We start from the raw sequence: 21,262 nt of genomic DNA, 5'->3' as shown, positions 1-21,262 counted from the left end.
GGTAATTCCACATGCTTCTCTGTGCTCTGGGTCACGCCGAAGCGAGGTTGACCGGCATCCTGCGTTCCCGTTCGGCCGCCTTCGCCCGGCGGGTGACCGGGAAGCGCTGGTCGAGCTCGACCAGCAGCGGGGTCACCGCCATCAGCGCGAGCAAAGCGAATCCGGCGTAAGCACCCAGAGTGGCGATCATCGTCATTTCGGCCTCCTCGATCCCCGTACCGCCTGTTTCGGCGGCCTGGAACCAGGATCGCCTCTCGACGGGGTGCGGCGGATCGGTCATCCGGCGGACGTGCCTCGCCCGGTCGGCCTTTTCGATACTGGCCGATCGGCCGACCCCGGACGGCGATGCAGCAGATCGAACCGTGCCCACATGGCTTCGGCCGCCTCGATCGATTCGCCGGTACGGACCGGATCGACGGCGGCGAGTTGCGCGACGATCGCCTGCACCAGGCTCATGCCCGCGGTCAGGGACGGAAAGAAGGTGACACCCTCGGCAGGCACCATCAGCACCTGTTCGACGGCACCCGCCAGCGCGGGACTGGCCGCGTCGGTGATGGCGAAGGCGCGCGCTCCCCTGGCTTTCGCCTCGTTCGCGGCGAGGACGGTACTTTCGTACAGCCGCCAGAAACTGATCGCGATCAGCACGTCGTCACCGGTGAGTTTCGCCGTGGAGTTGGCGAGTTCGGCGTCGCCGGCGGTGATCGCGTGGACGTCGTAACCGGCGAGCCGGGCGTTGTGCGCGAAGGCGATCCCGACAGCGGCGTAACTGCCGTCGGCGATGACGAGCGTGCGGCGCGCGGCGGCGACGGCGTGCGCGACGTTGCGGATCTCGTCTTCGGCGAACCGCCGGTTGAGCAGCGCGAGACCGTCGAGATCGCGGCGCAGCGACGCGGACCCTGGCGAGTCGACGTCCCGGTGTTCCTCGGCCACCTGCGGCGCGCTCAGCGACGACAGGTACCGCGCCCGCAATTCCTGTTGCAGCGCGGGCCAGCCCGCGAACCCCAGCGCCTGGGCGGTCCTGGTCACGGTGGCGACGTTGACCCCGGCGAGCTGGGCGAGCTCGGCCGTCGAGCCGAACGAAGCCCGGCGCGGCTGCGAGACCAGTACTTCGAGCACCGCGGCCGACTTCGGCCGCAGGCCGCGTTCCGGCGTCCGATCCCGAAGCCACACCTCGAAACCGTCGTCGGCTCCCGTCTCTGCCACGCATACCCTCCCTCGACCGCGCCACGGTAACGCATCGTGCCCGTCGAACCACTTGCAACAACCATTGCAGTTTGGTCAAAACGCAGTATACGTTGTCCGCACTCCTCGTCGCCCGAACCACGGAAGGCGTTCCCCATGACGCTTCTGGCACGACTGGACCGGCTTCCCCTGAGCCGTCCCCACTATCTGCTCCTGCTCATCGGCGGGCTCGGTTACACCTTCGACGGCATGGACTCCGCCGTTGTCGCCTTCCTCCTGCCGAGTGCGAAAGCGGTCTGGGGTCTCGACAACGGGCAGCTCGGCCTGATCGGTTCGGCCACGCCGTTCGGCTTCCTCTTCGGCGCGATCGCCGCCGGCCTGCTGGGCGACCGCATCGGCCGCAAGAAGGTCATGATGTACGCGCTGGCCTTCTACGCGGTGTTCTCGGTGCTCGCCGCCTTCTCCCCCAACTACGAGATCTTCCTGGGCGCCAGGGTGCTGGCCGGGGCGGGCGCGGGCGCCGAAAGCGCGATCATCGCGCCGTTCCTGTCGGAGTTCGTCCCGGCAAAACGGCGCGGCTGGTTCGTCGGCGCGCTCGCCGGATTCTTCTCGTTCGGATTCGTCGCCGCCGCACTGATCGGGCGGTTCGTCGTCCCGACGGTGCCGGAGGGCTGGCGGGTCGCCCAGCTGATCACCGCGCTGCCGATCGTCATGCTGCTGTGGTGGCGCCGGTCGCTGCCGGAATCACCGAGGTTCCTGGTCGCGAACGGACGTCACGCCGAGGCGGAGAAGATCGTCGCGAAACTGGAGCGCGACGTCGAAAAGGCGACCGGGCAACCACTTCCGGCCGTGGCCGGGACCGATGCCCAGCCCGCGACGGAAACCCCCAAGGTCAACCTCTTCAGCGCGCTGAAGTTCTTGTGGAGCCCGGCGATGGCCCGCCGCACCGCGGTGATCTGGACCGTCTGGTTCGTGATCACGTTCTCCTACTACGGTTTCTTCTCCTGGATCCCGACACTGCTCGTCGAGCGCGGGATCACGGTGACCAAGAGCTTCGAGTTCTCCATCATCATCTACCTGGCGCAGATCCCCGGGTACTTCTCCGCCGCCTGGCTCTCCGAACGGCTCGACCGCAAGCACACCATCGCGTTGTACCTCGCGGGATCGGCGGTGAGCGCGTTCTGGCTGAGCCAGATGGACGCACCGTGGTCGATCACCCTCGCCGGGGCGGTCCTGTCGTTCTTCCTCAACGGCACCTACGCCGGCGTGTACTCCTACACCCCCGAGGTGTTCCCGACCTGGATCCGCGCCAGCGGGACCGGGCTGTCCAGCGCGTTCGGCCGGGTCGGCAGCATCCTGGCCCCGACGATCATCGGCCTGTCCGCCGCGAGCCTCGGGTTCGCCGGCGTCTTCGGCCTGACCACCGCCGTCCTCGCGGCCGGGGTGGTGGTCGTGGTCGTGTTCGGCCTGTCCACCGCCGGCCGCTCACTGGAAGAACTGACCGAACACGGCGCGCCCGTGACCACCGCGAAGGAGATGACGAAGTGACCGTGTCACTGTCCACTGTGGAGGACAAGACCCGCGCCACGATCGGCGTACGGCTGTTCACCGTGCTGGCGTGGGTGCCCGAACGGCGGGCGCTGCGGCGCGTGCACAGCAGCCACCCGGCGGAGTATCCGGTCGGCGGCGAGAAGACCGTCGAGGTGGCCGCGGGCTGGCTGGACAAGTGCATCACCGGCCAGGAGCCGTACTTCGGCCCGGACAGCGCGGCGGTGCGGGAGATCTTCGCCGACCACGAACTCATCGACCGGCTCGGCTGCGGCGCGGTGATCAACGTGCCGGTGGTGGACGACGGCCGCACCCTCGGCGTCCTCAACATCCTCGACGCCGAAGGCAGTTACGACGACGATTCCGTCGCGGCGGCCCGTTCACTGGCACCGTTGGCGGTCCCGGCCCTGCGCGAACTTCTGGAGACCCGATGAACGGATCGCTGCTCCTCCGCAACGCCCGGCTGCTCGACCCGGTCGAGGGTGAGTACACCGAGGGCGACCTCCGGTGTTCCGACGGCCGGATCGTCGAGACCGGCACCGGTCTCACCGCCGGTGACGTGCGGACCGAGGACCTTCGTGGGGCGTTCGTGCTGCCCGGCCTCGTCGACGCGCACGTTCACGTGACGGCGTCGACCGCGGATCTGGGGTCGCTCCCCGCGTCGTCCCCCTCCTACGTGGCCGCCCACAGCGCCCGCACCATGAGCCAGATGCTGGATCGGGGCTTCACCACGGTCCGGGACGCCTCCGGCGCCGACTACGGCCTCGCCGACGCACAGGCCGAGGGGCTGTTCCGCGGCCCGCGGCTGCTGTTCTGCGGACGCGCGCTGAGCCAGACCGGCGGGCACGGCGACAGCCGGACCCGCGGCGCCAACGCCAGCGACGACCACCCGTGCTGCGCGGGTCTCGGCCGGGTCGCCGACGGTGTCGACGCGGTCCGCGCGGCGGCGCGCGACGAACTGCGCAAGGGTGCGCACCACATCAAGGTGATGGCCTCCGGCGGCGTCGCGTCCCCCACCGACCGGATCGACTCGACGCAGTACTCCGCCGACGAACTGCGCGCGATCGTCGAAGAGGCGGAGTCGGCCAACCGCTACGTGGCCGCGCACGCCTACACCGCCCGCGCGGTGAACCGCGCGCTGGAGCTGGGCATCCGGTCGATCGAACACGGCAACCTGATCGACGACCTCAGTGTCGAACTGTTCCTCCGGCACGACGCGTACCTCGTGCCCACTTTGGTCACGTACTGGGCATTGAAGGAAGAGGGGCGCGAGCACGGGCTGCCGGAATCGAGCTGGCGCAAGGTCGACGAGGTCCTCGGCGCGGGCATGGCCGCGCTGGAGCGGGCCGCCCGCGGCGGGGTGAAACTGGTGTACGGCAGCGATCTCCTCGGCGGGATGCACCGGCACCAGAACCACGAATTCCGGCTGCGCGGTGAGGTCCAGTCCGCGCTCGAGGTGATTCGCTCCGCGACGTCGACGGCGGCGGACCTGCTGAACCTGACCGGTGAGATCGGGACCCTGGCGCCCGGCGCATACGCGGACCTGGTCGTCGTGGACCGGGACCCGCTGGAGGACGTCGGCGTCCTGGCCGAGCCGGAGGCGTTCCGGCACATCGTCCAAGGCGGGACCGTGGTCTCCGCCTGACGCGTTTCGTCCTCTGGTTGCGGTAGTTGCACGTGCATGGATCGCAACTAGAGGACGAAACGCGGGGTTAGGAGCAGGCGCGACGGGCCGAAGTCTCAGAGGACGAACCCCACGGGGAACGGATCGTCCGGATCGAGCAGGTAGGTGGCGTTGCCGGTGATCCAGGCGCGTCCGGAGAATCGCGGCACCACGGCGGGGACACCGCCGACGGTGGTCTCCTCGACCAGCTCGCCGGTGAAGGTGGTGCCGATGAACGAACTGTTCTCGAACGGCGTGTGCAGCGGCAACTCACCGCGGGCGTGCAACTGCGCCATCCTGGCCGAGGTGCCGGTGCCACACGGCGACCGGTCGAACCAGCCGGGGTGGATCGCCATCGCGTTCCGCGAAGCCCGTGCGTCCGATCCAGGGGCCAGGAACTGAACGTGCTTGCAGCCACCGATCAGCGGGTCGGCCGGATGCTTCGGCGGGCGCTGCTCGTTGATCGCCGCCATGATGTCCAGCCCCGCGGCGAGGATCCGGTCCTTCTCCGCCCGGTCGAACGGTATGTCCACTTGAGACAGTTCGAGGATGGCGTAGAAGTTGCCACCGTAGGCCAGGTCGTAGCGCACTTCCCCGAGGTCGGGCACGTCGACGACGGCGTCCCGGTCGGCGAGGAAGGACGCCACATTGCGCAGCTTGACGCGTTCCGCACGACCGTCCCGGACCTCGACCTCGGCGTGCACCAGCCCGGCCGGGGTGTCCAGGCGCACCACGGTCTTCGGTTCGGTCACCTCGACCATGCCGGTCTCCACCAGCACGGTCGCGACGCCGATCGTGCCGTGCCCACACATCGGCAGACAGCCCGACACCTCGATGTACACCACACCCCAGTCCGCGTCCGGCCGGGTCGGTGGCTGCAGGATCGCCCCGCTCATCGCGGAATGGCCGCGCGGCTCGTTCATCAGGAACTGACGAAGGTGATCGAGGTGTTCCATGAAATACCGGCGGCGTTCGGCCATGGTGTCACCGGGGATGACGCCGACCCCGCCGGTCACCACCCGGGTCGGCATGCCCTCGGTATGCGAATCGACGGCGGTGATCGACCGGATCGAGCGCATCTACTCCACCCCCGGCGAGGCGAGCGCGCGACGCATGTCGGCGGTGACCTGCGCGCGGTGCTCGTCCGTCAGCGACCCGCGCGGTGGACGGCACGGCCCGCCGTAGCGGCCGACGAGGTCCATACCGAGCTTGATGGCCTGGACGAACTCGGTGCGCGAGTCCCAGCGGAACGCGGCCACCAGTGGTTCGTACAGCGCCCTTGCCTCCTCCAGCTTCCCGGCCCTTGCCAGTTCGAACAGCCGCACCGATTCGGCAGGGAACACGTTCGGGAACCCGGCGAACCAGCCGGTCGCACCCATCAGCAGGCTTTCCAGCACCACGTCGTCGGCGCCGCTGATCACGTCCAGCCCCGGTGCCTGCTCGCGGATCTCCAGCACCCGCCGGACGTCACCGGAGAACTCCTTGACCGCCACCACGTTGTCGATCGCCCCGATTCTGGCCAGCAGACCCGGGGTGAGGTCGACCTTGGTGTCGATGGGGTTGTTGTAGACCATCACCGGCAGGCCGACCGACGCCACCGCCTCGAAATGGGCGAGCACTTCGCCGCGGTTGGCGCGGTACATCGTCGGCGGCAGGCACAGCAGGCCGTGAGCGCCGTCCTCGGCCGCGATTTCGGCCCAGTGCCTGGCCTGATGCGACCCGGGGCCGTGCACGCCGACGACGACGATCCCGTCCTCGCCGACGGTTTCGATCGCCGTGCGCGCGACGCGGCGGCGTTCGTCGTCGGTGAGCGAGGAGTACTCGCCAAGGGAACCGTTCGGGCCGACGCCCCGGCAGCCGTTGTCGATCAGCCACCGGCAGTGCGCGGCGTAGGCCTCGTAGTCCACGGCCAGCCCGGCGGGCGCCGATTCGTCCGCCCGGTACGGGAGGGCGGTCGCGACGACGACGCCACCGAGGTCGGGGGTGCTCATGCGGATGTCTCCTCGGGTTCGGCGAGTTCGCCCAGCCGGATCGGCTGGGCGATCGGGCGGTGGTGTCGTTCGGTACCACCGCGGAGTTCGGACACGGTGGGGCCGCACATCCGGCCTTGGCACGGGCCCAGGCCTGCCCGGGTACCGAGTTTCAGCGCGTGCGAGCCCGGACAGGCCGGGTCGCCCGCCGCACGGGTGAGTTCGCCGTACGTGGTTTCCTCGCAGCGGCAGACGATCGTGTCGTCGGCCAGCCAGCCGCGCCAGGCCGGGCCGATCGGATGCGCGGCGGCGAGTCGTCGGGCGAAGGCTCGGGCCCGGTCGCGCTCGCGGACCAGTGATCGGCCCGGATCTCCTCCGGCGGCGACGCGGCCGGCCACCGCGCCTTCGGCCGCGGCGGTGACCGCGCCGCCGATACCGGTGATCTCACCCGCGGCGAAGACACCGTCCACCGTGGTCCGCTGCGCGTCGTCGACCCGTACGAAACCGCCGTCGAGGACGCAGCCCGCCGCGACGGCGAGTTCGGGCTGCGGGACGAAACCGTGTCCGACGCAGACCGCGTCGACCTCGTACGTCCGCTCGGTGCCGGGAACGACCGACCAGTCGGCCCGGACCCTGGCGGTGCGGACCTCGCGGACACGGTCGGCCCCGCGCGCCTCGATCACGGTCCTGCCGAACCGGTACGGGACGCGGTGGCGAGCCAGTGTCGCGGCGTACCGGGCCAGCTCGGCAGACTTGCCCGCGTGGGCGGCGAGTTCCCACGGCCGCGCCGACCATCCTTTTCGGACGGTCGTGAACGGGTTCGCCTCCAGGACAGCGACCACCTCCGCCCCGACGCCCAACAATGATTCCGCGACCGGCAACAGGAACGGCCCGGCCCCGGCGACGAGGACCCGCCTGCCGATCGCGACCCTTTCCCCCTTCGCCAGCGCCTGCGCCGCACCCGCGGTGTACACGCCGGGCAGTTCCCAGCCGGGGAACGGCAACGTGCGGTCGTGCGCGCCGGTCGCCAGGATCAGCGCGTCCGACTCGAGGGACGATCGCCGCCGTCCGCTGCCGTCGGCCCGCCCTCGCAGCACGTGTACCCGGTTCTCAGCCCGGTCGAGAGCCCAGACGGTCGAGCCGGGCCACCACTGGCACCGCGGATGGTCCAGCAAGCGACGGCGCCGGTCGAACTCCGCCCAGCCGTGCTGGAGCCGCTCCGGGTTCCGCGCCGCGAAAGCCTCGGGCAGCGTCCGGTGGTACTGCCCGCCAGGAGCGTCGGCCTGATCCAGCACCGTGACCCGGGCACCCGCCCGCAGAGCGTGCTCGGCCGCCGCGAGCCCGGCGGGTCCGGCGCCGACGATCACCACCTGCTTCATACGCCGTCCTCCCGGGACTGGGTGCGAATTTCGTCGCCGTCGGCTGCCGGACGGCGGCACGCGCGGACATCGGGCACGTCGTTGACCATGAGCGCACAGTCGAAACACGCGCCGATACCGCAGAACACCCCGCGCGGCGCACCGGAACGCGTGGTGCGCCAGGAGATCCGCCCGGCAGCGAGAAGTACACCCGCCACGCTCTGGCCCGCGATCCCGGTCAGGGTTTCGCCGTCGACGGTGATCTCGATCGGCCGGTCGGTACGGCCCACCGGATCCCTGTCCCGGGGAAACAGTCGTCCGCTCATGCGGGCAACTCGGCCAGTACCGCCGGACGGTCCACAGTGAACTCCCCGACCGGCATCGCGGGCTCCGCCCGGCTGAGCAGTTCGCACAGCAACCGGGCGGTGCCGACGCTAAGCCCGATACCGGCGCCTTCGTGTCCGGTGGCGTGCCAGAGGTTCTCCAGCCGCGGATCCTCGCCGAGCACCGGGAGGTGATCGTCGACGTAGGGCCGGAAACCGCCGTAGGCCCGCATGATCGAGGCGTCCGCGAGTGCCGGGAAAAGCCGCAGTGCCTTGACCGCGATGGCACTCAGCACCTCCGGCCGGATCGTGTCGTCGAAGCCGACGTGGCGCCGTGACGAACCGATCAGCACGGTGCCGCCCCAGGTCGACTCGACGACGGCGGAAGCCTGCAGATCCCCTGAGTCGGCCCCGACCGCGGCGACGTAATCGGCGTCGTAGACCTTGTGCCGGACGACGCCGGGCATCGGCGTGGTCACCAGCACTTCGCCGCGGCGGGGCCGGACCGCGATCGGGGCGCCGAGGAGCGCCGACACCTGCCCGGCCCACGGTCCCGCGGCGTTGACGACGACGTCGGCCTCGATCACCTCGCCGGGCACGCGGACACCGGTGATCCGTCCATTGCGGACAGACGCGCCGACGACCTCGGTGTCGGACCGCAGCCGGGCGCCATGGCGCAATGCGGAACCGAGCAGGGCCAGCGCCGCCCCAGCGGGCTGCACTTGGGCGTCCTCCGGGTAGTGGAACGCGACGGTCACCTCGCGGGTCAGTGCGGGTTCGGCGTCAATGAGTTCCTTGGGAGACAACGACTCCGCGTGTATTCCGGGTTGCGACGCGGCGAACGAGGTGAGGGCATGGGCGCCGTCTTCGGTGGTGGCGACCACGATGCCACCCTTGGGGTCGTATTCGATCGCCGAAGCGGCACGCGCGTTTTCATCGGCGATTTCGGCGACCACCTGGGGCCATAATCGAATGGACAGCTTCGCGAGTTCGAGTTCGGCGCCCGGTCCCTTGTCGGAGACGAGGACGTTGCCTTCGCCATGCGACGTGGTGCCCCCGGCGGGACGGCCGCGATCCACGACGACGACGTCGAAGCCCGCCCGGCTCAGCTCCCGAGCACACGCGGCGCCGACGATGCCCGCGCCGATTACCACCACGCGCGTCCGGTTCATCGACCCTCCAGCGTTCGGTAAAGCGAACGAACGGAGAGTAGGTTCCACCCTGGAGGGTGTCAATAGCTGGGGCGCCGTCAGCCCTTCAACACCGGATGCGGCCTGCCGTCGAGCCGCTCTTCGGCGCGGTACTGCAACAGCAGTACCGAGTGCACCGGCCCCGCCGAAGCGGTGTAGCAATGCGGCTCGCGGGCGTCGAAGGCGACGTAGTCCCCCGGGCCGACTTCGACGGTCCTGCCCGTCACTTCGACCCGCAGCGAGCCGGACTGCACCACGGTGTGCTCGATCCCGACGTGCCCCTGCGAACGCTGCGGCGCGTCACCACGCACCACCTGGTCGTACACCTCGAAGACGCCGTCACCGGTTTCGATCCGGCGCAACGGCCGAAGATCGACGCCCTCACCGCTGAGCACCTCGACGTCGGCGCGGCGAACCACGGTCAGCGCGCCACCCGCGCGATGGTCGAGCAGGTCGGAGATCGCCACCTCCAGCACCCTGGACAGGCTGAACACGGTTTCGATGGTCGGATTGCCGGCACCGGACTCCAGCTGCGACAGCGTCGCCTTGCCGATACCCGACCGGCGGGCCAGCTCCGACAGCGAAATCCCCCTCGCCGCCCTGGCCGCCCGCAGGTTGACCGCCAGCATGTCCCGGATCGAGGGCGCCTCGTCCTCCACCGCTTCTCCCTGTCGTTCGTCAAACCGTACGACCGGATGGCGAATCGTTCGCTTTGCCGATCGAGTTCGCGGACATCATGACACGCCTCCCGACGGGGAGGGCATAGCCGCGGCCAAAGTCCCTGCTGGACCGTGGGCGTCGAACGGACCGGACCCTCGCCGGGCACACCATCGGCTGAAGAACGGAACAGTGGGGGGCCGGACCTCGGCCCGGCCCTCCACCTGTTCACCCCTGGCCGCCCGGACCCAGGCGGTGATCTTGTCGGCGGTCGACGGGAATCCGCTGGATGACCCGTTCCACAGACGATGTACCGCCGGTGCGGCTGCCTGTCCGGCGACAGTGCTTCGTCCACCGACACCGGACGCAGGCCCTAGCGATGGTCGGTATCGGGGCACCTGGCCGCCCACGGTTCCTCCTCGAGACCGACGCCGTTCGCCACGTAGGCGATCGTCCGGTACCAGCCCGCGAGCACGAGGAACTCCAGGAGCTGTGCGGCCGGGTAGTGTTCGGCGAGCGCCGCCCACACGTCGCCGGAAACCGTTGCCGTGTCGTGGAGTTCGTCGACGGCGGCGATCAGGGTCCGATGCCGCCCGGACCAGGCCGGATGGCTGGAATCGCCCGTCACGGTCGCTTCGACCTGCTCCGGCGTCAGCCCGACGGCCGAGGCGAAAACCGTGGCGTGGACACCCCATTCGTACCGGCATCCGCAGCGCGCGGTCACCCGCGCGATGATGATTTCCCGGTCCAGCGCGGGCAATTCCCCGTGCGCGAGCAGACCGGCGCCCAAGACGCGCATCCGCGAAGCCAGCTCCGGATGGCGTTGCAGCACCCGGAACAGCGCCAGCGGATCGTGCGCCACGCCAGGCGGCATCCACTTGCGCAGGGCCTGTTCGACTTCTGCCTCGTAAGGCGGGGTGAGCGGTGCGATCCGGGTCATGACCACCTCGTGTGCTTCGACTTTCGAACCACTATGCTGCTTCGAAAGTCGAAGCACAAGGGGGTGTGTCATGGCCGAAGATCCGGTCCCGCGTCCCGGGCGGCCGGTCCGCGGCTCCGCCACCGGTCGCCCGCTCATGGCCGCGCTCGATCTGCTGGGGCGCCGATGGACCCTGCGGGTGATCTGGGAACTGCGCCAGGGCCATGTCGGCTTCCGCGAACTCCAGCGGCGCTGCGAGCGCATGTCGTCGAGTGTGCTCACCACGCGGCTCGGCGAACTCACCGAGGCCCGCATCGTCGAATCCGGCGAGGACGGGTACCGGCTGACGCCCCTGGGTGTACGGCTTCTCGAAGCCTTGCACCCGCTGGAAGAATGGGGTCTCGCCTGGGAAAAGGCCTTGCGTGAGTGACCATGCGCGAGCGTGCATCGTGCCCTGCTCCGCCACGCGGTGTTGCCAGCCGCGAGGAGCAGCGTACGGTGACAGGTACGTGAGGTTGAGTCCACCAGCCCGCGCGAACGACCCGTACGTCCGCGGCCCACCTTTTCACAGGGCGACGCGGCGGCGAGTTGACTTGCGCAGCCGTTGTGCAGGCTCACCCGTTGTCCGTCTCGTCCCCGGCTATCCGGGAGATCAGCACCATGACCGACCGAATCCCGTCCACGAGAAGTGGCCGCGACGGCCCCCTCGTCCGGACCGTCGTTCACCCGGAGGTGCCGCGACCTCGCTCGTCGGAAGACAACCTGCTGGAAGTCCGGCGGATCCGATGGAGTGAAGATCTGCTCGTCGTCTCCGCGACGGGCGAAATCGACCTCGCCACCGCCGGTCGACTCGAACGCGCCCTGTGGGGCGACCTCCCCGCCGCCACCGTCCTCGACCTCACCGAGGTCACCTTCCTCGGCGTCGCCGGGTTGCGGGTCATCGAATCCGCCGCCACCCGCGCCCACGCCGAACGCCGGGCGACCGGGGTCGTCGCCAGCACCCGGCCGGTTCTACGGCTGCTGCATCTGTTCGGCGTCGACGCCCATGTCCCCGTGTACCAGTACCTTGCCACCGCGATCCGCGAAGTGTCGATGGCCGTGCCCGCACCTAAACCCTGAGCTTGCGATGGCGCTCAGGCTCCGGCGAGCGGCAGCAGCGTGGAGAGGCCCGTCTTCAGCGCCAGCCGCCGGATCGTCGGCGACGGCAGGAAGCTCAGGTCAACGCCCCTGGTGGCGCACCGGTTGTTGATCCTGACGAGGGTCGCCAAGCCGGTGGAATCGCAGAACTCCACGCCTTCGAGGTCGACGACGACCCGGCCGGGCGCCGGTTCCAGCGCCTCCTCGAAGGTCTCCTTGAGTTCTTCGGACGTTGTCAGGTCGATTTCCCCCGCCACCGCGATGACGACCTGCGTGCCATCGGGCCTGGTGACCGTCACCGAGAACGGAACCTCCCGGATGTCGCCGTCTCCGCTCGTCACCGTCACACTCCCTCACGATCGGCACACCGAGAGTTCCGAAGATATCCGATGGCGGCGCCCGCCCGCGCGGCACTCGCACCTCGATTCCGCCGGTGCCTTAGCCTGGTCGGTGGATCCGGCGGTCGTGGACCGCGGCGGACGAGGAGGAGAAGCTCCGTGATGCCGATCGACGAGCCGGTGCGCGACAGCACTGACGAACTGGTTCGCGAGGTCGTCGCCGTCCCCGCCCAGGCAGCCGCGTTGCGGGACGTCCTGGCGAACTGGGCCCTCGAACGAGGCCTTCCACGGGAACTGACCGAGGATCTCAAACTCACCGCCTACGAAGCGATGACCAACGTCGTCAAGCACGCTTATCCGGACGGTACCGACGACAACGTCATGAAGGTCACCGCCGCCTTCGTCGACGGCCACATCAAGATCACCGTCGCCGACGAAGGCCGCTGGCGCGACGGGCGCCGTCCGGATGGCGGCCGCGGCCTGCCGATCATCCGCGCCTTCGCGCCGGAGGCCTCCGTGACGAGCACACTCACCGGCACCGTCGTCCGGCTTTCCTGGCCCTGTCCCACCGCCTGATCTGAGCTCACCGGATCACCGCGGACGGCCAGTCCGCGCTCACCGCCTCGGTCTGGCCCGGCGGAATGGTCAGCGGGTTCGACGGCGTCCAGGACGTGGAGCCACACCCGGTGCAGGCCGCAAGCAGGAACAACAGCAGCGCTGACCAGCGGCTCCGCAACTTTGCCGGGACCCCTGAGGCCACAGGTGTGCGACGAGACGTTCTCGAAAGTCGACGGACGTCGTACTGTACCGGCCTGATCTCCTTGCCGGACATGGTCTTTCCTTCTCAGGCGGTGACGGCGGTGACCTGGACGGTGGCGCCCTTCAGCGGCTCGCCCGCCGGCCAGTCCGCGACGACGGGAACACCGCCGGGCCCGGTCGGCAGGTCGAAGGTGACCGTCGTCGGCGTGAGCGGGTTCGGCGCCTCGGCCGAGGCCTGCACGATGCGCGACACGGCCGGGTGCCCCTCGCGCAGGTTCACCGGTGCCGCGTCCGCCGCGGTGGCGTCCGGCACGACGGCGACGTCATCGATCAGCTGCCCGTCGGCGACGAACGTCGTCGCGGTGGGCGCGCCCTGGAGCTTGCAGTTCGTCGTCGGCGAGGCCGCGGCGTAGGTGAGGACGTAAGCCTCGTGCCCGCTCGCGTGCGCCGGCTCCGGCGTCACGGTCACCTCGACGTCTGAGGCACCGCAGAGTTTGTCGCTCGGCATCGCCCCGGCGACCCCGCCCGCGACCAGGAGCCCGCTCGCGACCAGTCCCCCGACGGTCATCGCCGCGGCCGTTCGCTTCACCTGGACGTTCATGACATCCCCTTCCGCTCGGTGATCGATTCACGTTGATCGAACTCACTGGGAAAGATGCCCACGGGCACCCGGAAGATGCGCGGAGATGATGTTGGTCCCTCGAAAGCAACCCTGAGGAGTGACAGGCGTCGTCAAGAACGCCTGACCGCGTGAGCCGCCCAGCGTCCGTTGATGCGGTGGACCTCGACGTCCCGTTCGTAGCAGGCGGAAAGCCCCTCGTCGGTGAGGACCTCGTCGATCGGCCCCGCCCCGGTGACCTTGCCGCGGCGCACCATCAGGGCGTGTGTGGCCGTCGCCGGGATCTCCTCCAGGTGATGCGTCACGGTGACCGTGGCCAGTTCCGGCTGGGCCAGCGTCAGGTTCTCCAACGCCATCAGGAGGTCCTCGCGGCCTGGCAGGTCGAGACCGGCGAACGGCTCGTCCAGCAGGAGCAGCAGAGGATCGGCCATGAGCGCCCTGGCGAGCCTGACCCGGGCCCGTTCGCCCTGTGAGCACACCCGCACCGGCCGGTCACGCAGTTCGGCGCACCCGACCAGTTCGAGCAGTTTCGACGCCCTGTCACCGATCGCGTCGTCGTAGCGCTCCCACAGCGGGAGCACACTTCCGCTGAACCCGGTGAGGACCACGGTGTGCGCGTCGTGGTTCTCCGCGTCGGGCAGCCGCTGGTTCGCTCCGACGAAGCCGATGTGCGTCCGCACGTCGCGCAGGTCGACCGCGCCCATACGGTGACCGAGCACGACGGCCGTGCCCGCGCTGGGGAACCGCTGCGTCGAGGCCACCGACAGGATCGTCGACTTGCCCGCGCCGTTGCGACCGAGGACGACCCATCGCTGGCCGTAGTCCACCCGCCAGTCCACGTCCGACACCAGCGGCACGCGGCCGACGTGCACCTCGACCCCGGCGAGTTCCACCGCCGGGCCGTCGAGGTTCGGCTGTACGAAGACGGGCTTGCTCACGGGAACCTCCTCGGACGGGGACCTGACCGCGGTTCATGATCGCAGGACGCGCGGCCTGCCCCGTTCGAGGCCCGATCATCGGATGATGTCATAGACCAGCTTCTGGACGCCGTTGCCGTAGGCCTCGCTCTCGACGAGCATGAGGCTCTGCTTGTCCTTGTCGGTGTCGCTGAACAGCTTCTTGCCCGCGCCGAGCAGGACGGGGAACAGCAGCAGGTGGTAACGGTCGACGAGGCAGGCGTCGGCGAGAGCCTCTCGCCCCAGTTGTCGACGAGGTCTTCCTCCCGCAGCGTGGTCGAAACGACGTACTTCGGCATCACGTTGTAGCCCGCGAACTCCACGGTCATGTCCGGCCACACCGGCGAGAACGCCCCGTAGCTGGTCCGGCCCATCATCATCGCCGCGACCTCACCCTGCTCACGGCCCTTGAGTTCGTAGGCCGCTTCGTCGAACTCGATGCCGTTGAAGGTCCAGCCGGAGTTGCGGTAGCCCGGCTCGCCGCCGGGCCCTTCGACGACGCCGTCGAGCGAGACGAACGCGGTGGCGATCAGGGGCGCATCTGGTTTCTCCTTGGTCGTTCCGAACTGCTTTCGACACCGCGTCGACCGGGAACCGGCGGATTCGACACCTTGCCGGAAGAGTTTCGTGAAGGCCCCTTTCCCCTGGGAAGGACCGGTGGTCAGCCTTCGGCGTCGCGGACCAGCAGGGCGATCTGGACCCGGTTCTCGACGCCGAGTTTCGCGAGCATGCTGCTGGTGTGGGCCTTCACCGTCGCGACGGTGATGTTCAGCCTCCGCGCGACGTCGGTGTTGGACAGCCCCTCGGCGATGGCGCCCGCGGTCTCAAGTTCGCGGTCGGTCAGCGTGGCCAGCAGATCGCGCGCCGTGTCGCGGGACGTCCGGCGCGCATCGGATGAATGCGGCCCGGTGGCCGCGGCGATCAGCCGGGCCGTGGCGGCGGGCGAGAGCGCGGGTTCCCCGGCGGCGACCGTCCGGACGGCGGCCAGGATCCGCGGCGGCGGGGTGTCCTTGAGGACGAACCCGAGCGCGCCGACGCGCAGCGCGCCCAGCACCATCTCGTCCGTGTCGAAGGTCGTGAGCACCAGTACCCGCGGCGGTTCCGGAAGCCTCAGGATCTCCTCTGTCGCGCTGAGCCCGTCGCGCCCCGGCATCCGGACGTCCATCAGGACGACGTCGGGCCGCTGCTCTCCCACCACGGTGACCGCGGTGTCGCCGTCGGCGGCCTCGCCGACCACGACGAGGTCGGGTTCGCCGTCGACGATCAGCCGCAACGCCATCCGCACCAGGTGTTCGTCGTCGACGAGGACGACCCGCACCCGCTCGCTGTCCATTTCACTCGCTCCCTTCGCGGACCGGCCACGGCAAGCGCGCGGCGAGGACGAATCCGCCGCCGGGATCCGGGTGGTGCTCCAGTTCTCCTCCGGCCAGTGCGACCCGCTCGGCGAGGCCGAGCAGGCCGAATCCCGAGGCGGGCGGGCCCTCGATCAGCCGCGACGCACCGGAATCCCGGACCGTCGCCCGCAAACCGTCACCCGCCTTTCCCTCGACGGTGACCGCCACCAGGGCCCCCGGCGCGTGCTTGCCCGCGTTGGTCAGCCCTTCCTGCACGATCCGGTAGGCGGTCCTCGCGATCGCGTCGGGTGGCTCGCTCGCTGTCGTGGCCGTCAAGGTGACGTCGAGTCCCAGCGCTCGCGCGTGCCCGACGAGCGCGGGCAGGTCGGCGAGCGAGGGTTGCGGCGGTTCCAGGTCGTCCGGGCTCGCCCGCAGCACGCCGAGGACGTCCCGCAGTTCCTCCAGTGCCTGGTGGGAGCCGTCGGCGATCCCGCGGGCCAGTTCCGCGACCTGTTCGGCGGACAGATCCGGGCGGTGGCCCAGCACCCCCGCCTGCATGGCGACCAGCGAGACCCGGTGTGCGAGGACGTCGTGCATCTCGCGGGCGATCCGGTGCCGCTCCAGGATCCGTGCCTCGGCCGCACGGGCGGCCTGCTCCCGTTCCACGCTCTCGACCCGTTCCCGCAGGGCGCGCATTTCCTCCCGGCGCGCGCCGATCGCGGCCCCGACCGCCACCACGATGCCCACCATCAAGAGGGGGACGCTGAGCAACAACCACAGCGGTTCCGGCACCTCACGCCGGGGGTAGAGGTCGGTGGTGAGCATCACGGTGACCACGCTCAGCATCGCGGCGACCGCCGTTTCCGCCGGTCGCCGCCGGGTGGCCAGAGAGCAGAGAGCCAGCAACGCGGCGCCGGCGGACAGCACCGAAGCCGTCGAGGCGAGGATGACCGCGATCGCGATCACGGCAGGGAATCGGCGGCGCCACAGCAGCGCGATCAGGCAGGCGAGAGCCAGCAGTGGGTCACCGGTGATCAGCCACTGGACCCTGGGGCCGCCCACCCCCGGCGGCACCTGAGCCGCGGTGAGCAACCAGAGCACCACCCCCAGCGCGGCCGCCGCCACCAGCCGCCAGGCCTGCTGCCACGGCCGGAGAGGCGGGAAAGCGCCGACGTCGGTGATCACCGGCCCATCATGGTCGACCCGTCCACGGCGGCGCAGCCGGACACGGGACGATCCCGGGCCCCGGACCTCGGTCGCGGCCGGGGGTCGACTTTGGTCGTAAGCCACGCGCGACGCGATGCCGATGTGCTCGCCGTCCGCACCGGGCGATGCTGGGCACCGACCACGAAACAGGAGGCAGGGAGCATGAGCAAGGGCGGCTGTCTGGGGCTGCGGATTCTCGGGATGGTGGCGGTCGCCGTCTTCGCGCAGGCCGCCATCCGCAGCCTCTTCGACCATTCCGCGACCCAGTTATGGGGAGCGTTCGACTGGGTACCCGGTGAGTGTGGCGGCAGGCTGATCGTGTTCCTGCTGCTCGCGGCCGCCGGGACGGTGCTGGCAGGCTGGGCGCACGACCGCGGCAAGCGAGTGTCCCGCTAGCGGAACACCGGTCCGCTAAGATCCCCAGCCGGGCGATTTCCGTCTACATCGGACGGAGGCGCGGGACCGGTCGATCGCGGGAGAGTGCATGGCGGACGGCGTTGGCTCGCTTTCGGGGTGGTCTGCCGAACCCACCGAAGTGACCAGCTACGTAGGCCGTGACGCCGAAACCGGCGAAGCACGACGCCTGCTGGAAGCCTCGTCGCTGGTGACGCTGACCGGGCCCGGCGGCGTGGGCAAGACCAGGCTGGCGTGGCGGATCGCGATGGCCCACCGCGAGGCCACCGCCGACGAGGTCGCGTTCGTCTCGCTGGCCGAACTGCGGGAGCCCGCGTTGCTGGTGCCGACGGTGGCGAACGTCCTCGGTTTCGGCGACCGTTCGGCGAAACCGGCCATCGAGGTCGTCGTCGAGGCGCTCCGGGCGAGCCGCTTGCTGCTGGTACTGGACAACTGCGAACACCTGGTGGACAGCTGCGCATGGTTCGCCGACACCGTGGCCAGGGAGTGTCCCCAGGTCACCGTGCTGGCCACGAGCAGGCAGTCGCTCGGGGTGGCGGGCGAGCGGATCCTGCCGGTGCCGCCACTGGCGGTGCCGGACCAGGGCGACTCCTTCGAACGCGCGGTGAACTACGAGTCGGTGCGGCTGTTCGTGGACCGGGCGACCGCGGTCGCGCCGTCGTTCCGGCTCACCGAATCCGACACCGAACCGCTGATCCGGCTGTGCCGCCGTCTGGACGGTCTGCCGCTGGCGATCGAACTGGCCGCGGTCCGCGCGCGGGCGTTGTCCCTGCGCCAGCTGGCCGACCGGCTCGACCGGCAGTTCTCCGTCCTCACGAAGGATCGGCGCGGGCGGCCGGAGCGGCACGAGACCATGCGGGCCCTGATCGACTGGAGCCACGACCTGTGCACCGGCCCGGAACGGCTGCTCTGGGCGCGCACTTCGGTGTTCTCCGGCAGCTTCGACCTCGACGCCGCCGAGCAGGTCTGTTCCGGCGGCGAACTGCCCCGCGACCGCGTACTCGAAGTCGTCGACGGGTTGCTCGACAAATCCATCCTGCTGCGCGAGGAGTACCCGGGCGGCGTGCGGTACCGCATGCTGGAGTCGGTGCGCGAGTACGGCGTCGGCAGGCTGAGCGAAGCGGGCGAGACAGCCGTCTTCCGCACGCGGCATCGCGACTGGTTCGCCGAACTCGCCGTCCGGTACGCCACCGAGTGGCTGGAGACAGACCAGCTCGCCTGGATCGGCCGGTTGCGGCGTGAGCACGCGAACCTGCGTGTCGCACTCGACTACTGCACCGGCAGCCCCGAAGACGCCGTCGTCGGGCTACGGATGTTACGTGACGTCAAGGAGTTCTGGATCGTCCGCGGGCTGAACACCGAAGGCCGGATGTGGGTCCGGCGGCTCGACGAGGTCGCCGTACCGGGTGTCCCGGAGCGGGCACACGGGCTGTGGCTGTCCAGTTTCCTGGCGCTGGTGCAGGGAGACCTGCCCGCCCACCGGTCCATGCTGGACAGGGCGGCCGCCGAAGCCGAGGCGAGCGGCGACGAACTCGCCGCCGCCTACGTGCTCCACGTCCGCGCCTACGCCGCGCTGATCGGCAACGACATGCCCGTGGCGGCGCGGCTGTTCGGCACGGCCATCGACCTGTTCCGCGCAAACGGCGACGAGGGCGGGGACCTCTGGGCGAGCTACAACCACGGGCTGGCCGTCTGGCTGGACGGCGACATCGACCGCGGCAGGCAGGTGCTCGCCGAATCCGTCGACCGCTGCGAGCGGCGGGGCGAGGTCTTCTGGCGGGGCTGGGCGCTGTGGTCGCGCGCGGCCGCCGAGTACCTCCAAGGTGATTTCTCCGTGGCGAGCCGCTGCTGCGAGCAGATCCTGCGCCTGCACGCCCGGGTGGACGACCGCGTGGTCGTCGGGTTCACGCTCACGGTGCTGGCGGGTTGCGCGGCCCGCACCGGACGTCCCAACAGGGCCGCGATCCTGTTGGGCGCCTCGATGAACGTCTGGCGCACGGTGGGCGCGTGGCCGACGCGGTACGAGGCGTTCACCGAACCTTTGCGGGCCGACACCGATACCGTGACCGCGGCGCTGGGCTGGGAGGTCTCGATCAAGGAGTTCACCGACGGCGCCGCGATGCCCACCGCCGACGCCATCGCGTACGCCCTCGAAGAGCGGTCCACCGAGCCCCGGAAACAGACGGCGCAGGTGCTCACCAAACGCGAGACCGAGATCGCGCACGTCGTCGCCGAGGGACTCACGAACCAGGAGATCGCCGACCGGCTCGGCATCGCCCGGCGCACGGTGGACACGCACATCGACCACATCCTGACCAAGCTCGGCTATGCCAACCGCGTCCAGGTCGCCACCTGGGTCACCCGCACCGCGGAGTCCTGACCGCCGGGCTCACGCGGCCCTGATCGGGGTGACGGGCCGAGCCGGTTCGGCGGGGAGCACGTCGGCTCGCAAGGCGATGCGCAGGTCGAGCCGCTCCTGGGGATCGTCGAGGCGGTCGCCGAACAACACGCGGAGGCGCCGCAGGCGGTTACGGACCGTCTGCGGGTGGACGCCGAGGTTTTCCGCGATCTCGGGTGCCCCGCCGCGGGCGGCGAGCATCGCGTCGAGGGTTTCGGCGAGCTTGGTGCGCTCGTTCGGGGACAGCTCGGCGATCGGCGCCAGACTGCGCGTGACGAGGGCGGAGGTGAGCGCCTCGTCGACGAACAGCCAGTGCGTGGTCAGATGGTCCGACCACCGCACGAGGGGCCCGTCTTCGATCACCTCGCGCCGCACCAGTTCCAGCGTCCGGCGTGCCCACCGCAGCGACACCGCCGCGTCGGCGGGCGCAACCGCGGGACCGACAGCCGCCCGCGTCCCCGCCAGTACGCCACCGATCTCGATGTCGTCGGGAACGAGCAGATGCGGATACTCGCCGGTGAGGTCGGCCAGCACCTCCGGGCCGAACGAGGCACGGACCGCGCCCGGCTCCGCGGCGATGGCGACCACCCGGGCGGGCGGCACCCAGCCCGCCTCGGCCGCGAGCCCCGCCCACTTCCGGCCGCTCAAAAGCTCCCTGAGGAGTTCGCGGCGCAACTCGGCCAGCGAAGGCGTGTGCGCGGCGCGGTAGGCGGTGGTGGAAAGCCGGATCAGGACGTCGGTGCAGCGGAGCAGGGCCTCCACCCCGGTGTCCATCAAAGCCGATCCGGCCCCGTACTGTCGCGACAGCGAGGCCAACACGGGCAAGGCGCACCGGCCCGCCGAGTGGTAGGCGCGGGAGAGCCGGTCCAGCTCCTTGCCGGCGGCGTACTCGGCGACCCCGACCTCCCGGAAGGCGTCCGCACCGGCGGCGATACCCAGCACGGAGCCCATTCCGTCGTGTTCCAGGACCGAGACGACGAACTCCGTGGCACGCGCCTCGAACAGGGGCGCGTGCTCGGGCAGGGAATGCCGGACACCGTCGACGACCGCACGGGCGAGGACGAGCGCGGCGGAGCGGGTCAGGGTGGAACGAGTCGGGCGGGCTGAAGCGTGGGACACAGTCATCGTCGACCTCCGGGGCAGCGGGAATCGTCGGGCCGCCGAGTCTGCTACCGCGGAGTAACGGGCACATCGGGTGAATTACGTACTCGCGCCTATCCGCCATATGGATCACCCGTTCGTGGCGTCTGCCGGATCGAGGGTCGCGCTCACTGACGCCGCGGTCCGTGAA

At 70.2% G+C, this 21,262-nt stretch carries 23 protein-coding genes and 1 pseudogene; 8 read left to right on the top strand and 16 right to left on the bottom strand.

The window, feature by feature from the left end; translation table 11 throughout:
* Window positions 1-31: 31 nt before the first annotated feature.
* Window positions 32-280 carry a hypothetical protein gene (locus tag ACM6LU_RS17540; protein WP_414938778.1) on the bottom strand — a complete coding sequence of 83 codons (249 nt, stop codon included), beginning with the start codon at window positions 278-280 and terminating at the stop codon, window positions 32-34.
* Complete coding sequence (locus tag ACM6LU_RS17535) at window positions 277-1,203, bottom strand: MurR/RpiR family transcriptional regulator (RefSeq protein ID WP_414938777.1); 927 nt, start codon at window positions 1,201-1,203, stop codon at window positions 277-279. Before ACM6LU_RS17535 ends, ACM6LU_RS17540 begins: the two co-directional genes overlap by 4 nt.
* 135 nt (window positions 1,204-1,338) lie before the next feature.
* Here ACM6LU_RS17535 and ACM6LU_RS17530 point away from each other — a divergent pair, with 135 nt between their 5' ends.
* Genes ACM6LU_RS17530 through ACM6LU_RS17520 form a run of 3 tightly spaced genes read left to right on the top strand, consistent with a single transcriptional unit; the run spans window position 1,339 to window position 4,375 of the window.
* Window positions 1,339-2,730, top strand: a complete 1,392-nt coding sequence (locus ACM6LU_RS17530) for an MFS transporter (RefSeq protein WP_414938776.1) — start codon at window positions 1,339-1,341, stop codon at window positions 2,728-2,730.
* A complete protein-coding gene (locus ACM6LU_RS17525; RefSeq protein ID WP_414938775.1) occupies window positions 2,727-3,164 on the top strand; it encodes a GAF domain-containing protein in 438 nt (145 codons plus the stop codon). Before ACM6LU_RS17530 ends, ACM6LU_RS17525 begins: the two co-directional genes overlap by 4 nt.
* Entirely contained in the window at window positions 3,161-4,375 is a 1,215-nt protein-coding gene (locus ACM6LU_RS17520; RefSeq protein WP_414938774.1) for an amidohydrolase family protein, read from the top strand. The genes ACM6LU_RS17525 and ACM6LU_RS17520 overlap by 4 nt, the downstream gene beginning before the upstream one ends.
* 95 nt (window positions 4,376-4,470) lie before the next feature.
* Here the strand turns inward: ACM6LU_RS17520 and ACM6LU_RS17515 are convergent, their stop codons facing one another.
* The 7 genes from ACM6LU_RS17515 to ACM6LU_RS17485 form a co-directional block, all read right to left on the bottom strand.
* Window positions 4,471-5,472, bottom strand: a complete 1,002-nt coding sequence (locus ACM6LU_RS17515) for a proline racemase family protein (protein ID WP_414938773.1) — start codon at window positions 5,470-5,472, stop codon at window positions 4,471-4,473.
* The gene (locus ACM6LU_RS17510; RefSeq protein ID WP_414938772.1) at window positions 5,473-6,384 is read right to left on the bottom strand and encodes a dihydrodipicolinate synthase family protein; all 912 of its coding nucleotides are present in this window, start codon (window positions 6,382-6,384) and stop codon (window positions 5,473-5,475) included. It abuts the gene before it with no gap.
* Complete coding sequence (locus tag ACM6LU_RS17505; RefSeq protein ID WP_414938771.1) at window positions 6,381-7,742, bottom strand: NAD(P)/FAD-dependent oxidoreductase; 1,362 nt, start codon at window positions 7,740-7,742, stop codon at window positions 6,381-6,383. Before ACM6LU_RS17505 ends, ACM6LU_RS17510 begins: the two co-directional genes overlap by 4 nt.
* Window positions 7,739-8,047, bottom strand: coding sequence for a (2Fe-2S)-binding protein (locus ACM6LU_RS17500; RefSeq protein ID WP_414938770.1), 309 nt, complete (start codon window positions 8,045-8,047; stop codon window positions 7,739-7,741). The genes ACM6LU_RS17505 and ACM6LU_RS17500 overlap by 4 nt, the downstream gene beginning before the upstream one ends.
* Window positions 8,044-9,216 carry an NAD(P)/FAD-dependent oxidoreductase gene (locus tag ACM6LU_RS17495; RefSeq protein WP_414938769.1) on the bottom strand — a complete coding sequence of 391 codons (1,173 nt, stop codon included), beginning with the start codon at window positions 9,214-9,216 and terminating at the stop codon, window positions 8,044-8,046. The genes ACM6LU_RS17500 and ACM6LU_RS17495 overlap by 4 nt, the downstream gene beginning before the upstream one ends.
* A gap of 77 nt (window positions 9,217-9,293) precedes the next feature.
* On the bottom strand, window positions 9,294-9,893 hold the full coding sequence (locus tag ACM6LU_RS17490) for a helix-turn-helix domain-containing protein (protein WP_414938768.1): 600 nt from the start codon (window positions 9,891-9,893) through the stop codon (window positions 9,294-9,296).
* Window positions 9,894-10,264: 371 nt separating this feature from the next.
* Window positions 10,265-10,831 (bottom strand): carboxymuconolactone decarboxylase family protein, encoded by a 567-nt coding sequence (locus tag ACM6LU_RS17485; RefSeq protein ID WP_414938767.1) that lies wholly within the window; start codon window positions 10,829-10,831, stop codon window positions 10,265-10,267.
* Between the two features lie 70 nt (window positions 10,832-10,901).
* Here ACM6LU_RS17485 and ACM6LU_RS17480 point away from each other — a divergent pair, with 70 nt between their 5' ends.
* The gene (locus ACM6LU_RS17480) at window positions 10,902-11,240 is read left to right on the top strand and encodes a winged helix-turn-helix transcriptional regulator (RefSeq protein WP_414938766.1); all 339 of its coding nucleotides are present in this window, start codon (window positions 10,902-10,904) and stop codon (window positions 11,238-11,240) included.
* 230 nt (window positions 11,241-11,470) lie between these two features.
* Window positions 11,471-11,929 (top strand): STAS domain-containing protein, encoded by a 459-nt coding sequence (locus ACM6LU_RS17475; RefSeq protein WP_414938765.1) that lies wholly within the window; start codon window positions 11,471-11,473, stop codon window positions 11,927-11,929.
* A 14-nt stretch (window positions 11,930-11,943) separates the two neighbouring features.
* Here the strand turns inward: ACM6LU_RS17475 and ACM6LU_RS17470 are convergent, their stop codons facing one another.
* Entirely contained in the window at window positions 11,944-12,288 is a 345-nt protein-coding gene (locus ACM6LU_RS17470; protein ID WP_414938764.1) for an STAS domain-containing protein, read from the bottom strand.
* Window positions 12,289-12,447: 159 nt separating this feature from the next.
* Between ACM6LU_RS17470 and ACM6LU_RS17465 the strand changes: the two genes are divergently transcribed.
* The gene (locus tag ACM6LU_RS17465; RefSeq protein WP_414938763.1) at window positions 12,448-12,861 is read left to right on the top strand and encodes an ATP-binding protein; all 414 of its coding nucleotides are present in this window, start codon (window positions 12,448-12,450) and stop codon (window positions 12,859-12,861) included.
* A gap of 268 nt (window positions 12,862-13,129) precedes the next feature.
* Here ACM6LU_RS17465 and ACM6LU_RS17460 read toward each other — a convergent pair whose 3' ends face one another.
* The 5 genes and pseudogenes from ACM6LU_RS17460 to ACM6LU_RS17440 form a co-directional block, all read right to left on the bottom strand.
* Window positions 13,130-13,645: a DUF4232 domain-containing protein gene (locus ACM6LU_RS17460; protein ID WP_414938762.1), complete on the bottom strand. Its 516-nt coding sequence runs from the start codon at window positions 13,643-13,645 to the stop codon at window positions 13,130-13,132.
* A 131-nt stretch (window positions 13,646-13,776) separates the two neighbouring features.
* Window positions 13,777-14,601, bottom strand: coding sequence for an ABC transporter ATP-binding protein (locus ACM6LU_RS17455; protein WP_414938761.1), 825 nt, complete (start codon window positions 14,599-14,601; stop codon window positions 13,777-13,779).
* Window positions 14,602-14,676: 75 nt separating this feature from the next.
* Window positions 14,677-15,152: pseudogene (locus ACM6LU_RS17450) on the bottom strand (dihydrofolate reductase family protein).
* Window positions 15,153-15,280: 128 nt separating this feature from the next.
* On the bottom strand, window positions 15,281-15,952 hold the full coding sequence (locus ACM6LU_RS17445; protein WP_414938760.1) for a response regulator transcription factor: 672 nt from the start codon (window positions 15,950-15,952) through the stop codon (window positions 15,281-15,283).
* 1 nt (window position 15,953) lies between these two features.
* Window positions 15,954-17,138, bottom strand: coding sequence for a sensor histidine kinase (locus ACM6LU_RS17440; RefSeq protein ID WP_414938759.1), 1,185 nt, complete (start codon window positions 17,136-17,138; stop codon window positions 15,954-15,956).
* 183 nt (window positions 17,139-17,321) lie between these two features.
* On the opposite strand from ACM6LU_RS17440, the gene ACM6LU_RS17435 reads away from it, so the two are divergent.
* Together ACM6LU_RS17435 and ACM6LU_RS17430 are read left to right on the top strand one after the other, a co-directional pair.
* Entirely contained in the window at window positions 17,322-17,555 is a 234-nt protein-coding gene (locus ACM6LU_RS17435) for a hypothetical protein (RefSeq protein WP_414938758.1), read from the top strand.
* An 88-nt stretch (window positions 17,556-17,643) separates the two neighbouring features.
* Window positions 17,644-19,953 carry a LuxR C-terminal-related transcriptional regulator gene (locus tag ACM6LU_RS17430; protein ID WP_414938757.1) on the top strand — a complete coding sequence of 770 codons (2,310 nt, stop codon included), beginning with the start codon at window positions 17,644-17,646 and terminating at the stop codon, window positions 19,951-19,953.
* Between the two features lie 9 nt (window positions 19,954-19,962).
* Here ACM6LU_RS17430 and ACM6LU_RS17425 read toward each other — a convergent pair whose 3' ends face one another.
* On the bottom strand, window positions 19,963-21,096 hold the full coding sequence (locus tag ACM6LU_RS17425) for a helix-turn-helix domain-containing protein (RefSeq protein WP_414938756.1): 1,134 nt from the start codon (window positions 21,094-21,096) through the stop codon (window positions 19,963-19,965).
* Between the last annotated feature and the right edge of the window lie 166 nt (window positions 21,097-21,262).

The sequence above is a fragment of the Amycolatopsis sp. cmx-11-51 genome (assembly GCF_047608665.1).
Taxonomy (GTDB): Bacteria; Actinomycetota; Actinomycetes; order Mycobacteriales; family Pseudonocardiaceae; genus Amycolatopsis.
This window is presented reverse-complemented; position numbering and strand designations above follow the sequence as displayed.

What these genes read in the sequence shown, in the direction of transcription:
- ACM6LU_RS17540 (WP_414938778.1), bottom strand. Translation starts at nt 280, where the DNA reads ATGACCGATCCGCCGCACCCCGTCGAGAGGCGATCCTGGTTCCAGGCC.
- ACM6LU_RS17530 (WP_414938776.1), top strand. Translation starts at nt 1,339, where the DNA reads ATGACGCTTCTGGCACGACTGGACCGGCTTCCCCTGAGCCGTCCCCAC.
- ACM6LU_RS17520 (WP_414938774.1), top strand. Translation starts at nt 3,161, where the DNA reads ATGAACGGATCGCTGCTCCTCCGCAACGCCCGGCTGCTCGACCCGGTC.
- ACM6LU_RS17515 (WP_414938773.1), bottom strand. Translation starts at nt 5,472, where the DNA reads ATGCGCTCGATCCGGTCGATCACCGCCGTCGATTCGCATACCGAGGGC.
- ACM6LU_RS17510 (WP_414938772.1), bottom strand. Translation starts at nt 6,384, where the DNA reads ATGAGCACCCCCGACCTCGGTGGCGTCGTCGTCGCGACCGCCCTCCCG.
- ACM6LU_RS17505 (WP_414938771.1), bottom strand. Translation starts at nt 7,742, where the DNA reads ATGAAGCAGGTGGTGATCGTCGGCGCCGGACCCGCCGGGCTCGCGGCG.
- ACM6LU_RS17500 (WP_414938770.1), bottom strand. Translation starts at nt 8,047, where the DNA reads ATGAGCGGACGACTGTTTCCCCGGGACAGGGATCCGGTGGGCCGTACC.
- ACM6LU_RS17495 (WP_414938769.1), bottom strand. Translation starts at nt 9,216, where the DNA reads ATGAACCGGACGCGCGTGGTGGTAATCGGCGCGGGCATCGTCGGCGCC.
- ACM6LU_RS17485 (WP_414938767.1), bottom strand. Translation starts at nt 10,831, where the DNA reads ATGACCCGGATCGCACCGCTCACCCCGCCTTACGAGGCAGAAGTCGAA.
- ACM6LU_RS17480 (WP_414938766.1), top strand. Translation starts at nt 10,902, where the DNA reads ATGGCCGAAGATCCGGTCCCGCGTCCCGGGCGGCCGGTCCGCGGCTCC.
- ACM6LU_RS17475 (WP_414938765.1), top strand. Translation starts at nt 11,471, where the DNA reads ATGACCGACCGAATCCCGTCCACGAGAAGTGGCCGCGACGGCCCCCTC.
- ACM6LU_RS17465 (WP_414938763.1), top strand. Translation starts at nt 12,448, where the DNA reads ATGCCGATCGACGAGCCGGTGCGCGACAGCACTGACGAACTGGTTCGC.
- ACM6LU_RS17460 (WP_414938762.1), bottom strand. Translation starts at nt 13,645, where the DNA reads ATGAACGTCCAGGTGAAGCGAACGGCCGCGGCGATGACCGTCGGGGGA.
- ACM6LU_RS17445 (WP_414938760.1), bottom strand. Translation starts at nt 15,952, where the DNA reads ATGGACAGCGAGCGGGTGCGGGTCGTCCTCGTCGACGACGAACACCTG.
- ACM6LU_RS17435 (WP_414938758.1), top strand. Translation starts at nt 17,322, where the DNA reads ATGAGCAAGGGCGGCTGTCTGGGGCTGCGGATTCTCGGGATGGTGGCG.
- ACM6LU_RS17430 (WP_414938757.1), top strand. Translation starts at nt 17,644, where the DNA reads ATGGCGGACGGCGTTGGCTCGCTTTCGGGGTGGTCTGCCGAACCCACC.
- ACM6LU_RS17425 (WP_414938756.1), bottom strand. Translation starts at nt 21,096, where the DNA reads ATGACTGTGTCCCACGCTTCAGCCCGCCCGACTCGTTCCACCCTGACC.